General features: G+C 68.0%; 13 protein-coding genes. 8 read left to right on the forward strand and 5 right to left on the reverse strand.

Translation table 11 applies throughout. The features are described 5' to 3' along the window. Nucleotides 1–139 precede the first annotated feature (139 nt). On the reverse strand, nucleotides 140–1,387 hold the full coding sequence (locus tag ACIQRL_RS39625; RefSeq protein WP_401340954.1) for a MalY/PatB family protein: 1,248 nt from the start codon (nucleotides 1,385–1,387) through the stop codon (nucleotides 140–142). A gap of 275 nt (nucleotides 1,388–1,662) precedes the next feature. Between ACIQRL_RS39625 and ACIQRL_RS39630 the strand changes: the two genes are divergently transcribed. From ACIQRL_RS39630 to ACIQRL_RS39645, 4 genes are read left to right on the forward strand one after another with little or no spacing between them, the layout of a single operon-like run. Further along, nucleotides 1,663–2,934, forward strand: a complete 1,272-nt coding sequence (locus tag ACIQRL_RS39630) for an ABC transporter substrate-binding protein (RefSeq protein WP_401340956.1) — start codon at nucleotides 1,663–1,665, stop codon at nucleotides 2,932–2,934. Then, entirely contained in the window at nucleotides 2,931–3,872 is a 942-nt protein-coding gene (locus ACIQRL_RS39635) for a carbohydrate ABC transporter permease (protein ID WP_401340958.1), read from the forward strand. Before ACIQRL_RS39630 ends, ACIQRL_RS39635 begins: the two co-directional genes overlap by 4 nt. Beyond that, nucleotides 3,872–4,705: a carbohydrate ABC transporter permease gene (locus ACIQRL_RS39640; protein ID WP_401340961.1), complete on the forward strand. Its 834-nt coding sequence runs from the start codon at nucleotides 3,872–3,874 to the stop codon at nucleotides 4,703–4,705. The genes ACIQRL_RS39635 and ACIQRL_RS39640 overlap by 1 nt, the downstream gene beginning before the upstream one ends. A gap of 38 nt (nucleotides 4,706–4,743) precedes the next feature. After that, nucleotides 4,744–5,940 carry an ABC transporter ATP-binding protein gene (locus ACIQRL_RS39645; RefSeq protein ID WP_401340964.1) on the forward strand — a complete coding sequence of 399 codons (1,197 nt, stop codon included), beginning with the start codon at nucleotides 4,744–4,746 and terminating at the stop codon, nucleotides 5,938–5,940. 185 nt (nucleotides 5,941–6,125) lie between these two features. On the opposite strand, the gene ACIQRL_RS39650 is transcribed toward ACIQRL_RS39645, so the two are convergent. Continuing rightward, the gene (locus ACIQRL_RS39650; protein ID WP_401340966.1) at nucleotides 6,126–6,953 is read right to left on the reverse strand and encodes an SAM-dependent methyltransferase; all 828 of its coding nucleotides are present in this window, start codon (nucleotides 6,951–6,953) and stop codon (nucleotides 6,126–6,128) included. Between the two features lie 320 nt (nucleotides 6,954–7,273). On the opposite strand from ACIQRL_RS39650, the gene ACIQRL_RS39655 reads away from it, so the two are divergent. Both ACIQRL_RS39655 and ACIQRL_RS39660 read left to right on the forward strand, forming a co-directional pair. Beyond that, complete coding sequence (locus ACIQRL_RS39655) at nucleotides 7,274–8,092, forward strand: DUF4239 domain-containing protein (RefSeq protein ID WP_401341058.1); 819 nt, start codon at nucleotides 7,274–7,276, stop codon at nucleotides 8,090–8,092. A 553-nt stretch (nucleotides 8,093–8,645) separates the two neighbouring features. Then, the gene (locus ACIQRL_RS39660; protein ID WP_401340969.1) at nucleotides 8,646–8,876 is read left to right on the forward strand and encodes a type I-E CRISPR-associated endoribonuclease Cas2; all 231 of its coding nucleotides are present in this window, start codon (nucleotides 8,646–8,648) and stop codon (nucleotides 8,874–8,876) included. 369 nt (nucleotides 8,877–9,245) lie between these two features. Here the strand turns inward: ACIQRL_RS39660 and ACIQRL_RS39665 are convergent, their stop codons facing one another. The 3 genes from ACIQRL_RS39665 to ACIQRL_RS39675 form a co-directional block, all read right to left on the reverse strand. Beyond that, on the reverse strand, nucleotides 9,246–9,461 hold the full coding sequence (locus ACIQRL_RS39665; protein ID WP_389400758.1) for a hypothetical protein: 216 nt from the start codon (nucleotides 9,459–9,461) through the stop codon (nucleotides 9,246–9,248). 250 nt (nucleotides 9,462–9,711) lie between these two features. Next, nucleotides 9,712–10,644 carry a hypothetical protein gene (locus ACIQRL_RS39670; RefSeq protein WP_401340971.1) on the reverse strand — a complete coding sequence of 311 codons (933 nt, stop codon included), beginning with the start codon at nucleotides 10,642–10,644 and terminating at the stop codon, nucleotides 9,712–9,714. A gap of 83 nt (nucleotides 10,645–10,727) precedes the next feature. Continuing rightward, the gene (locus tag ACIQRL_RS39675; protein WP_328557983.1) at nucleotides 10,728–10,961 is read right to left on the reverse strand and encodes a hypothetical protein; all 234 of its coding nucleotides are present in this window, start codon (nucleotides 10,959–10,961) and stop codon (nucleotides 10,728–10,730) included. A 449-nt stretch (nucleotides 10,962–11,410) separates the two neighbouring features. Between ACIQRL_RS39675 and ACIQRL_RS39680 the strand changes: the two genes are divergently transcribed. Both ACIQRL_RS39680 and ACIQRL_RS39685 read left to right on the forward strand, forming a co-directional pair. Next, nucleotides 11,411–12,112, forward strand: a complete 702-nt coding sequence (locus ACIQRL_RS39680; RefSeq protein WP_401340973.1) for an SDR family NAD(P)-dependent oxidoreductase — start codon at nucleotides 11,411–11,413, stop codon at nucleotides 12,110–12,112. Nucleotides 12,113–12,163: 51 nt separating this feature from the next. Further along, entirely contained in the window at nucleotides 12,164–12,901 is a 738-nt protein-coding gene (locus ACIQRL_RS39685; RefSeq protein ID WP_401340976.1) for a YqjF family protein, read from the forward strand. The last annotated feature ends 339 nt before the right edge of the window (nucleotides 12,902–13,240 follow it).

A 13,240-nucleotide genomic window follows, 5' to 3' on the forward strand; every position in this document is an offset into this window, starting at 1 on the left:
CCGCTGGACACCGGCTGACCGAGGAGCCGGAGCTCGCCAACGGCAAGCCGTGGACCGCCGACCCACTGGAGAACACCCTGGTGCGGCTGCAGGCCAGCGCCGCCGACAGCCCAGCGGGGAGTGGGCAGGGGCGCGGTGCTCACAGGTTCTCGACGGCCGCCAGCAGGCGGTCCACGGCCTCGTCCACCGTTGAGCGGGGACAGCCCAGGTTCACCCGCATGTAGCCGTGGCCCTCGATCCCGAACTTCTGTCCCTTGTCCAGCCACAGCCGTGCTTTGGTGAGCATGAACTTGTCCAGCGTCTCGGCGTCCATCCCCAGTCCCCGGCAGTCCATCCACGCCAGATACAGCGAGTCGGCCGGCAGGACCCTCACCTTGGTGGTGGCGGAGTTGACCGCCTGCGCGAAGTGCGCGTGATTGCCGCGCAGGTACGTGAGCAACTCCTCCAGCCAGGGTTCACCGTGCACGTAGGCCGCCTCGGCCGCGACCATGCCCAGCACGTTGACCAGTGGAAACACGTTGCGCTCGTACTGGCGGGCCAGTTCCGCCCGCAGCCTGGGATCAGGTACGAAGACGTTGGCGCTCTGCAGGCCGGGAAGGTTGAACGTCTTGCTGGGAGCTGTGCAGGTGATGCTGTTCCGTGCGAACTCCTCGCCGAGCGATGCGAAAGGGACGTGTTCGCGGTCCGCGTTGATGATGAGGTCCTGGTGAATCTCATCGGAGACGACCAGGACGTCATGCCGGGCGCAGATCTCGCCCATGGTCCGCAGTTCGTCCTCCGTCCACACGTTCCCGGTGGGGTTGTGCGGGTGGCTGAGGATGAACAGCTTGGTGTCGGGACGGATCGCGGCCTCGAACGTCGAGGCGTCGAACCGGTAGCCGTCGTCGGTCCGCTGTAGCGGCGCAAAAGCGAGGTGACGGCCGTTCAGCAGGACGTCGTCGTGGAAGTGGACGTAGACCGGGGGCTGGATGAGCACCGAGTCGCCCGGCGCGGAGAACGCCTGCACCACTGTCTTGAGCGTGGTGATGATGCCGGCGGTCTGCATCACCCACTCCCGGGGGACCTCCCATCCGAATCGCCTGGCCTGCCAGCCGGTCACGGCGTCGAGGTAGCTGTCGGTCGCGCCGGCGGGATACCCGAAGACACCGTATTCCACAGCCTGGTGGAGCGCGTCGAGCACGGCCCGGGGTGCCTTGAAGTCGGTGTCGGCGACCCACATCGGCAGCGGGTCGGCCGCGGCCTCGTCGGCCGTCAGGAACTGACGTGCACTGGCCCACTTCATGGAGTTGCTGTTCCTGCGGTCGACGACGGCATCGAAGACCGATCCCGTCTCTCCCGCGGGGGCGCTCTGCCGTGTCCGGTCCTGGGGTGGGGTGTCAGGTGCCATGGCTGGATGCTAATGAGCGGGAGGTCAGCAACGGTGCGCGACGGGACCAGTCGCGGTCGTCAGGCTCGCGCCACGGTTTGGGTCGCCACGGCCGCAGGGTGGTTCCGCGCCCCGAGGGCGTCGCCGTGCGGCGTGAGCCGTGTTCTGTGCGGCCGATCGGATGACTCGTTGGTGAGGCGTGCGAGGTGACACCGAGTTCGGGCCTAGCCTTTCGCGGGTCCGGGCTTCCCTCCGATCCGTCCGGACCTCTCGTACCGGTCCGGAGGAGTGTGGGGGTGGCGTCTTTGTCCGGCATCCGTGGCCTCCTGCGGGTTCTGCTCGCTCTGTGCCTGTCGGCAGCTCTGCTGGCCGGCTGCGGGAGCGGAGGCGGTGGATCGGTGACGCTCAACTGGTACAACTTTCCCGATGATTCGGGTGCGTTGGCCAGTGCGGCGAGTGCCTGTTCCAAGCAGTCCGGTGGGCGCTACCGGATCAGCTACAACAAACTGCCCCGCACCGCGGACGGGCAGCGCCAGCAACTGGTGCGCCGGCTGGCCGCCAAGGACGACACGGTCGACATCATCGGGCTGGACGTCACCTGGCCCGCCGAGTTCGCGGAAGCCAAATGGATCCTGCCGTGGACCGGGGACAACCGCGCCGCGGCCACCCGGGACACCCTGGAGGTCCCGCTGCGGACGGCCACGTGGAAGGGCCGGCTGTACGCCGTCCCGTACAACACGAACACCCAACTGCTCTGGTATCGCAAGGACCTGGTCCCCACGCCGCCCAAGACCTGGGCCGAGATGATCCTGATGGCCGGCCTTCTGGCGAAGCAGGGCAAACCGCACTACGTGGAGATCCAGGGCGCACAGTACGAAGGACTCACGGTCTGGTTCAACACGCTGGTCGAGAGCGCCGGCGGCTCCATCCTGAACGCGACGGCCACGGCTCCCGAGCTGGGCCCGCCCGCCGTGCGCGCGGCCTCCGTCATGAAGACCCTGGCCACCTCGGCCGCGGCCGACCCGTCCCTGTCCAATCAGATGGAGGACCAGAACCGGCTGGCCATGGAGTCCGGCAGCGCGGCTTTCGAGATCAACTACCCCTTCGTGTATCCCTCGATGAAGGCCAACAACCCCTCGCTCTTCAAGCAGTTCCGGTGGGCGCCCTACCCGGCGGTCGACAAGGACCGGCCGGCCAAGCCCACCATCGGCGGCATCGACCTGGCCATCGGCGCCTACACCCGCCACTCCGGGTTCGCCTTCGAGGCGGCGCTGTGCCTGCGGAACCGGCAGAACCAGATGACCGCGGCGCTGGAGGGCGGGCTACCGCCCACGCTCCGCCCGCTCTACTCGGACCCCGCTCTCGTCAAGAACTACCCCTTCGCCTCCACCGTTCTGGCGGCCCTGGAGAACGCCAGCATCCGGCCCAAGACCCCCGCCTACCAGAACGTGTCCATCGCGATCTCGCACACCCTGTCGCCACCGAACGGGATCGACCCGAGACCGGACGTGCAGAAGATCAGCGGCCAGATCAAGGACGCCCTCAGCTCAAAGGGGCTGATCCCGTGACCTCTTCGGCTCCGACCGCCGCCAAAGACGAACCGGCGCCAAAAGACGATCGCGCTCTGTCCGAAGGGGCCCGGCAGGAGCGCCGGTTGGGCTGGCTGTTGTGCGCGCCAGCCGTGATCGTCATGCTCGCAGTCACCGCCTACCCCATCGTCTACGCGATCTACCTCTCGCTCCAGCGCTATGACCTGCGCTTCCCAGCACAAGCGCAGTTCGTCGGCTTCAGCAACTACGGCGCCGTACTGTCCTCGGAGTTCTGGTGGCAGGCCCTGTGGGTGACGGTGTTCATCACCGTGGTCTCCGTGGTCGTGGAACTCGTCCTTGGATTCGCCCTGGCGTTGGTCATGCACCGCACCATCTTCGGCCGCGGGACGGTTCGCACCGCCATCCTGATCCCGTACGGCATTGTCACCGTGGTCGCCGCCTATTCCTGGCAGTACGCCTGGACCCCGGAAACCGGCTACCTGGCCGCTCTCCTGCCCTCCGGTTCAGCTCCCCTCACCGAACAGTGGCCCGCCATCGGCGTGATCATCCTGGCCGAGGTGTGGAAGACCACCCCGTTCATGGCCCTGCTGCTGCTCGCCGGCCTCGCCCTGGTTCCGGAGGAGACGCTTCGGGCGGCTCAGGTGGACGGCGCCGGAGCCTGGCAGCGCTTCTTCCTGGTGACCGTCCCCCTGATGAAGCCGGCCATCCTGGTCGCCCTGCTCTTCCGGACCCTGGACGCCTTCCGGATCTTCGACAACATCTACATCCTGACGTCCGGCGCGCACAACACCGGCTCGGTGTCCATCCTGGGCTACGACAACCTCTTCACCGCGCTCAACCTCGGCATCGGTTCGGCCATCTCCGTCCTCATCTTCCTGTGCGTGGCAGTGATCGCCTTCGCCTTCATCAAACTCTTCGGGGCGGCCGCCCCCGGCTCTCAGGAAGGGGGACGCTGATGTCCGCCGCCGGACGACGCCGGATGACAGGGTGGGCCCTGGTCAACATCCTCGTGATCCTCTACGCGCTGTTCCCGGTCTGTTGGATCATCTCCCTGTCCTTCAAGGACCCCAGCACCCTCACCGACGGCAGTTTCATCCCGACCAAGTGGACCTGGGAGAACTACCACGGGATCTTCCAGACCTCCGAGTTCACCCGCGCGCTGATCAATTCCATCGGCATCGCCCTGATCTCCACGGTGATCGCGGTGGTGCTGGGCACCATGGCGGCCTATGCCGTCGCCCGGCTCCGGTTTCCCGGCAAGAGCCTGCTGATCGGCATGTCGCTGCTGATCGCCATGTTCCCGCCCATCTCGCTGGTCTCGCCGCTGTTCAACATCGAGCGGATCATTGGCATCTTCGACACGTGGATCGGTCTGATCATCCCGTACATGACCTTCTCCCTGCCGCTCGCCATCTACACCCTGTCGGCCTTCTTCCGGGAGATTCCATGGGACTTGGAGAAGGCGGCCAAGGTGGACGGTGCCACCCCGGCGCAGGCGTTCCGGCTGGTGATCGCGCCGCTCGCGGCGCCGGGCGTGTTCACCACCGCGATCCTGGTGTTCATCTTCTGCTGGAACGACTTCCTCTTCGCGATCTCGCTGACCTCGACCTCGGCGGCCCGGACCGTGCCCGCGGCTCTCGCCTTCTTCACCGGGAGCAGCCAATTCGCCCAGCCCACCGGTTCGATCGCCGCCGCCGCCGTAGTGATCACCATCCCCATCATCATCTTCGTGCTGCTCTTCCAGCGGCGCATCGTGGCCGGGCTCACCTCCGGGGCCGTCAAGGGCTGACCGGCGGCAGCCGTTCGTCAGGACAAGAAGGACCGACCGTGGCAGAGATCGTTCTCGAAGGCATCACCAAGCGCTACCCCGATGGTGCGGTGGCGGTGAAGGACGTCAACCTCAGTGTCGGGGACGGTGAGTTCGTCATCCTCGTCGGTCCTTCCGGCTGTGGTAAGTCCACCACCCTCAACATGATCGCCGGGCTGGAGGACATCACGGAGGGCACTCTCCTGATCGACGGGCAGGTCGTCAACGACAAGGCTCCTAAGGACCGTGACATCGCCATGGTCTTCCAGAGCTACGCTCTCTACCCGCACATGAGCGTGCGCGACAACATGGGTTTCGCGCTCCGGCTGGCCAAGGTGGACAAGGCGACCATCCGCGAAAAGGTCGAAGAGGCCGCCCGCATCCTCGACCTGACGGAACATCTGGACCGCAAGCCCGCCAATCTCTCCGGCGGTCAGCGCCAACGGGTGGCAATGGGACGGGCCATCGTGCGCGACCCGAAGGCGTTCCTGATGGACGAGCCGCTCTCCAACCTGGACGCCAAGCTCCGCGTCCAGATGCGCACCCAGATCTCCCGCCTCCAGCAACGCCTGGGCAGCACCACGGTCTACGTCACCCACGACCAGACCGAAGCCATGACACTGGGCGACCGGGTGGTGGTGATGCGCGGCGGAGTGGTGCAGCAGATCGGGACCCCGCAACGCCTGTACGAGCAGCCGAAGAACCTCTTCGTCGCCGGGTTCATCGGTTCGCCCGCGATGAACTTCCTGCACGCCACCGTTGAGGACAACCGCCTGCACACGTCGGTCGGCGACCTCGACCTCAGCGACCGACTGCGCCAGACCCTCGAGCGGCACAACGCCCCCCGAGACCTGATCGTGGGGCTGCGCCCGGAGGCCTTCGAGGACGCCGCCCTGGTGGACCGGGGCAGGATCGGAGCGGGTACGACGTTCAGCGTGGACGTCGACGTGGTCGAATCCCTGGGATCCGATGTCTACGCCTACTTCACCGAGGACGAGTGGCAGCCCACCGCGACCTCCGAACTCGCCGAGCTCGCCGCCGACTCGGGGTTGACCGACACCGGCGCGGGCGGGCACCAGATCGTCACCCGCCTCAACGCCTCCACACGGGTACGCGAGGGCAGCCGAGCCGAACTCTGGGTGGACAGCGCCAAGATGCACGTGTTCGACCCGGCTTCCGGAGCCAACCTGACGCTGTCCGACGAGGCGACGGACTGACCGTTGGGATCGGGAGGCAAGGGGCCGAGAACTCCTCCGGCCAGATTTCCTGCCGTACGAGGAGGAACTGGCCGCCGAGCAGAAATCACCTGCGGAAATGCCTTCGAGGCACCACCGCGGGCGCCTCCCGTGCATCGGGGCCTCTCCCCGCCCGCCTGCTCTACGAAGCCGCGAGGCGCCTGCCTTCAGGCCTTGCGAGCCAGCCCCGCGGCGATGAGGTGTTCCCAGACGGTCAGTTCCTTCTCGACGCCGTCGTTCCACGGCTTACCGACCGCTGCAGGGCGCCACAGAGGGGCGGGGACCACTCCCGGGTCGAGGATCTCCAGACCGTCCAGCAGGTGCGCGATCTGCTCGTCGGTGCGCCAGCGGCCACGGCCGAAGGTCTGCTGGAGGACTCTCTCCGCCTCGGCCGTCTCCGGGTTGTCGCCGGAACGGAAGTGGCTGACGAAGAAGTAGCTTCCGGAGGGTACGCGATCGCGCCAGAAGCGGACGATCCCGGCGGGGTCCTCCTCATCGTTGACGTGATGAAGGATGGCACTGAACACGACGGCCACCGGACGTTCGAAGTCGATCATCGCCCGGGTTTCCGGGTGGTTGTAGACGGCCTCGGGATCGCGAACATCGGCCTCGACGACTCGGGTCCGGTCGTTCTCCTCCAGCAGGGCTCGTCCATGGACGAGCACCTGGGGGTCGATGTCGACGTAGACCACGCGGGACTCCGGGACGTGCCGCTGCGCGACCTGGTGAACGTTGTCGGCGGTCGGCAGACCACTGCCCAGGTCGATGAACTGGGACACCTCGGTGGTCGTTGCGATCTCCGCGACCGCCCGGGTCAGCGCCGAGCGATTGGCGAAGGCGATCGCCACCGAGCCGGGAAGGTCGCGTTTGAATACGTCGCCTATCTCCCGGTCAACGGCGTAGTTGTCCTTGCCGCCCAGCAGGTAGTCGTAAACACGTGCGATGCTGGGCCTGGTGGCGTCGATCGAGGTACCTTCGCTCGTCATGGCAGCCATCCTCCCGCGTGGGAGAACCCGCTGCCCAGCACTTCGGACCATTGAACGGGCAAGTCCGACTTCGACGTTCGGACCGGCTCTCACCCCGCGGTCGAAGGAAGGGCCGGACGCCACTCGGTGATCCTCCGCCCCGTGACCAGGCCGGCTTTCGCCGCCTCCCGCCGCTCCACGTCCGCCGGACGACCGGACGAAAGGCGAGCACGCTCGAAGTCGCACGGAATCGATCTCTCACTCGGTGGTGTGAACTTCCTGGCCACACCCGTAGCGGCCCATCGCCAGCGTGCGTTTGGGCAGTCGTGTCCGCCCTAGACTCCGCTCATATCTCGCTCTGGCTTCTCAACCACTACAGCACCTTCACACTGGCCGTCTTCACCGTCGGTGGAACCGTCCTCCTCGCCGTCGGCGGCAGCGTGCTGTTGCGCCGCAGGTATCCCTCGGTGGCCCGTGGCGAGCACAACGAGATGGTCGGGGTGACACTCGGCATGTTCGGCGCGATCTACGGGATCATCCTCGCCTTCGTCATCGTCACTCTGTGGACCCAGTTGGAAGACACCCAGACCATCGTCGCTTCCGAGGCCACCGACGCGGCGCTCATCACCCGTGACGCCGCCGCGTTCCCGGCGCAGGTGCGCGCTCGCCTCGACTCCACGGTGAGCGGCTACGTCCACGCGGTCGTCGAGGACCAGTGGCCCCGGATGCGCGCGGGAAACCCCAGCTACGGGGCCACAGAAACCCACCTCGGAGCCGCCTTCCAGGTGCTCCAGCAATACGACCCGAAGAGCCAGAGCGAGCAGGTCTTCTACCAGGAGGCCGTCACTCATCTCAACGACGTCGCCTCCCAGCGCCGCGCCCGCATCACCATGGCACGCCAGGAACTCCCGCCGCTGCTGCAGGCCTTGGCCTTCGGCGGCGCACTCGTCCTGGTCCCCCTCACGTTCCTCTACGGCATGCGCAAACTGAGGGTTCAGATCCTCTTCGTCGCCTCGGTCGCCGGGCTCGTCGGCTTCAGCCTGCTCCTGGTGTTCGTCCTGGACCGCCCGTTCGCCGGTGAACTCAGCGTCAGCCCCGCCCCGTACAGAGAAGGAGCCCTCGCCCAGTACTGGAGCCGGTCGGCCGACGACGCAAGTGCCGCGCACTGAGCTCCGCGTGTCCGCTCGACCGGCGAACACGGCCCTCGTCAGAACGTTGCCTCCGGTTTCCCCGAACACCTCTCCTTTCCTCGGCCGGGCAGGTCAGCAGATACGGGGCTATCCCGCCCGTGTTGATCATTCACGGGTTTTCACCGTCTATCCGGACCCAGATTGGACCCAGAAAAGCCCCGCCGGCAGGCGCTCCCAGCCGCAGCCGGGCGGACTTCGGCTGCAGCGCCGGGCACGAAAGCACCTCCGACGCAGACCCCTTGCGACGCAGAGAAGCCCTACCCCCAGGGGCAGAGCCTCTCTTGTGGCCCTCTCATCCGACCCTCGTCGGGTCGCTACGGAAAGGGGACACACGGCCAAGATCATCAACCAGCCGCCTGCGAGAAGATGCCACCCGTACCGCGCTACGGGCCAAGCCTGGGCCACGCGTTCGCGATCGCCGTGACGGAAAGTCCTCTGCGGGAGCGGGAGATGCGGGAGTCAACCGCCGACTCCCGGCTGAATCTGCTGACCCGCCAGAGCCTCAACTGTCTCAGCTCGTGTTCGCGACGAGTTGTGGGCCTCCATAGCCGCATGCACGGGCGACGGAATGTCCGTCCTGCTCTACCCCAGCGCCGACGAGCAAGGCTTTGAACTCCGCACAGCAGGAACCCGTCGACGCCACCCAATCGACTTCGACGGTATGACTCCGGTCGCATTCCAGCCGACAAGGAAAGAAACTCTCGACGCGGTCCGCCAGTTCCACGCCCGTGGAGGCCTCTGCGGCTGGGTCGTTTCCGGATAGGGACCGGTGGAGGGCCGGGAGGCCTAGTGAGCAGCAGAAGGCGGCACTGAGGCGATCGGCATGCGGTGGTCTCAGCGGGGTCGGCAGAAGCAGGCCGTTGAGCGGGCGGTCGCTTGGGCGGAGAGCTGGGCGACCGCCCGAGGTCGGCCGCGTGACCACAGCCCAACACGGCCTCGTACTGTCCCGGACCGCCTCGGGCCCGGTCTCACCGCGACGTCCTGTCCCCGGTCCGCTCCTGCGTCATCGCGCCCCTCGCCTTCCGGTCAGGGACAGACGGAAACCGTCCCGCCGGACCACATGCCGCACAGCTGACCATGTCTGCGATCGGCCACCTGGCCGTGGCCGCGGTGGCACGGGTGCCACAGGGGGTCAACCGTCTCTGCGGTCCAGGACACGACGGGCCGCCTCTGCTTCCGCCGCAGCCGGCGACAACTCGTCGAGCGTGTCGAGTTCGGCGTCTGCCTCCAGCTCGCTTTCCCAGGCCGCGGCGAGGCGCTCCTGCTCATCGCGTGGTTCGGCGTCGACCGTCTGCCGGTCCTGGGGGTTCAGAGCCGCCAGAAATCTGGCCACCGAGTCCATCGGCATGCCGTACTCCTCGTCGCTGGACAGCGTGTTGATGTCCGCCCAGCATGGTCAATCGGCTTTCGGTCGGTCGCCTGACACGGCTTCAGCACACCCGTATGGCCGCAGCCCGGACGGGCAGCTCCGGCGAAGGTCCGTCGGACCGCCACGGGCCGGACCGCGGACGGCCTGTCCGGCAGACCACCCGGGTCCGGTGATATCGGCGCGGGCGCCGATCGGCAGGGGTTCGGCGTGCAGATCGCCGTTGCTGCGTTCAGGGTCGCAACAAGGTGACCGTGCCCATGGCGGCAATCTGTTCCCCGGCCTTTACGAGGAAGCGCGAGGCGCCGCCCTCGGCCACCACCTCTACGACCGCCCCTCGGCTTGGCACCGGCGCGTCGAGCCGCACAGCGATGCCGGCCACAGCGGACGGCAGGGCCCCTCGGTAGAGCAGCGTCGCCTGCCTTCCGGCTTCCATGACGGCGAGCGCCGGCAGCAGGGCGGGTCGGCCCGGCAGGAGCACCGGGTGCCCAGGGTCGCAGGGGGCGATCACGAGTCGCCCTTGTGCTCCGCGCGCGAGAAGCACGTCCGGTTCGGCCGACGCTCCCACGGCGGCCGGGGCGGGACGCAGCAGGCCCGGATACGGCGTGGAGGTCACCTCCGGTCGAGGGCGTGAAGGGTGGGCCAGCGTCATGCCGCAGGCGCCGAAGCGCGTGCCGGCGTGAAAGAACTCGGCCGTCAGGCGGAACGCGGCGACAGTACCCACTCGTACGACGAGATCGCTGACCGTGACGTGCACCAGCACGTCCGATGCGGCGCCGCGCTCGACCGGTTGTGCTCTCGGGTCCACTCCCAGGCTCACCGAGACGGGCTGGAGTCGGTTGTCATCCGCTCCCTTGAGATACCGCAACTCCAGGGTGGCGGCGAGCTGACGGGCGGACTCGGCCATGAGCAGGGGATGATGCGTCACCGCGAGCGCACGCTCGTTCAGTGCATGCCATCGAGGCCACTGGCACAGTGCTTCGAAGAAGCGGCTTCCCCGTTGGCTCAGCGATTCGACCAGTGTCGCCGACATCGACTGCAGCCCCAGCTCGCGCCATGTCGGCGGCCCGCCCGGCCCCACGCGTCCCCTGGCCGAAACGTCCTCGATCCCACTGCCGAGCAGCTCCGTCACCGAGCTCGTCTCCATTGTCACCATGTCTCGCATCAGCGTCTTCTCGGTCGGGGAGGCGCGTTTCCGCAGGTCGCGGATGCGGGCCGAACGGGGTCGTGACCGATGCGGCCCGCCGATCAGTGGTCGGCCCCCGCGGAATCGCTCTGCTCGTAGTTGGCCAGTGCCAGCCCGAGGGCGAAGAAGGTGGGTGCCCACTCCCCCACGAAGATGCCCCAACGGTCGGCCCGCTCCAGGTTCTCCTGCTTGTTGGACGCTAGCCAGGAGACGAGCGAAAGGCCGATGGAGCCGAAGGCCGCGGCGTAGGCGTGTTCACTCTGGACGCCCGCATCGTGCAGCTTCTTCACGATCATTGCTGTCCCTCTCATCACGGATCGGTGAAACATTTTGTGATGCTTTCACCGCTTTTCCGATCTCGTGGCGTCCACGGATGCACGGGCTGAGCGCACGCACTCTTCTTCGCGACGAAGCGCGGCCTCATCGCGAAGAAGCAGGCGCGCCGCTCTCTGCCGCCGCCGCGCGGTCCTGCGCGCTTTGTGTGAACTGGGCTCCACGAGGCGGGATATGACGGGGAGGGGCCGGGATGACGGGGCCGGACCGCGCCGTCCGGGGCGGCGAGTGCCGGCCGGGCGCCGCAGCCGGCGGGTGCAGCTCACGGGTCACACGCTCGTGGCCCGGAACGGAGAGCGGGCGTGAGCTGCCTGCGGCGGTCCACCGCCGCATCCAGGGATCGATCACCTGCCGAAGAAGAGAGGCGAGTCGTCCGATGCCCCGGGGCTACCCGGGGTACGGGAGGTGTGTCATGGTCATCAGCCGTGCGGGGATCCTGGTTCCCGGCGCAACGGGAGTCCTCGGCACCGCCCTGGCTCTGCGGCTGCACGAGCAGGGAGCCGCCGTGGCCGTTGCGGGCCGGGACCGCGAAGGCCTCGCCCGCGTGTCCCGGGCCTGCGGCGACGCCCCCGCCCGCGCTTTCGACGCGTACGACCTCGAGCAGTGCGCACGCACGGTGACCTGGGCCGCGGGGGAACTCGGCGGGCTGGACGCGGTCGTCGTCTGCGTCGGCGTTGCCGCCTTCGGACCGGCCGAGTCGGTGAGCGACGCCGTGGCCGAGCATCTGTTCACCGTCAATACGCTGGCTCCTCTGGCGTTTCTGCGTGCCGCCCTTCCCGTCGTCAAGCCGGGCGGTGTGGTCGCGGCGATCACGGGCGTCGTCGCCGACTCGCCCTCGGCGGGCATGGCCGACTACGCCGCGTCCAAGGCGGGCCTGGCCGCATGGCTCCGGGGGGTCCGGCGCGAGCAGCGGGCGTCCGGGGTCGCGGTGCTGGAGATCCGTCTGCCCCATGTGGAGACGGGATTCACCGGCCGAGCCGTTCTCGGAAATCCTCCCGTGCTGCCGGCGGGGCTGCCCGTCGCCGAGGCGGTGGACGCGATCGTCGCCGCGCTCTCGGCCGGCGCCCGACTGGTGAAGCCGGGCCGTGACGCCCCGCTCGACGTCGAGCGGTAGGGCGGAGCAACCGTGCCCGACAGTGGATCGCCCCGCCGGTACCACCGGACCATGCACCCCGTGGAGCCGGTGACCCCTCGCGCGCCGCGGGAATTGCGGCGGACCCTCTTCCGGCAGAACTGGCGCGACCTGGTGTTCCTGCACTGGCCTGTAGACCCCTTCCAGGTGGCCGGTCTTCTGCCGCCCGGAACCGTCCCGGACCTCCACAACGGCCGCACGTACGTCGGTCTGGTCTTCTTCCGCATGCGCGATCTCGCCTTCGGTGACACCCCGGCGATCCCGTATCTCGGCTCCTTCGACGAGGTCAACGTCCGCCTCTACAGCCGGGACGCGCTGGGGCGCCGCGGAGTGGTGTTCCGCTCGCTGGAATGCGACCGGCTGGTGCCCGTCCTGGCCGCCGACGCGTCCTTCCGGCTCCCGTACCGGTGGTCCCGCATCCACAGCCACTGGTTCGACAACCGCCTGCTGTACCGGACCAGCCGCCGCGGAACACCGAACGCCGGGGCCCGCGTGTGGCTCGAGGTAACCAGCACCCCCATGACGCCGGACCCCGTCGAGGAGTTCCTCACGAACCGCTGGGGACTGCACGGACATGCGTTCGGACGCTCCTACTACCTCCCCAACACCCACCCCGAGTGGTCCTTCCGCCGCTGCTCCCTGCTCGGCTGGGACGACTCGCTCATCGCAGCCGCAGGCCTGTCCCGGCCCCAGGAAACGCCGGTCAGCGTGTTGTACGCACCTGGTGTGCCGGTGCGGTTCGGAACACCGGTGCCGTTGCCCGGCACCTGACGCGCCTGTGCCTGAGGCCGATACGCGTGCCGTGCCGGTGCCCGCTCCCGCATGACCGGCCACACCGGGGCGGGGTCACGCACTACCTGCGGGACGGCGTGAACGGCATCCTGCTCGACACGTCGAGTGCGGCAGGGCTGGAAAGCGGACTCCGCAAAAATGGCGACCCTGCCCGAAAGAGAGCGAGAGCGTTTCGCGCGTGCGGGACGCGACCTGGTCACCACGCGCTATTCGATCGATGTGATGGCGAACGCACTGGCCCGGCAGTACGGCGCGGTAGGGAGGGCTGACCAGCCCTGACCGGGGCTGACGCCCAAGCCACGCGCGGGTGGCGCAGCC

Origin of the sequence: Streptomyces sp. NPDC091209 (genome assembly GCF_044757755.1) — a bacterium.
GTDB lineage: Bacteria > Actinomycetota > Actinomycetes > Streptomycetales > Streptomycetaceae > Streptomyces.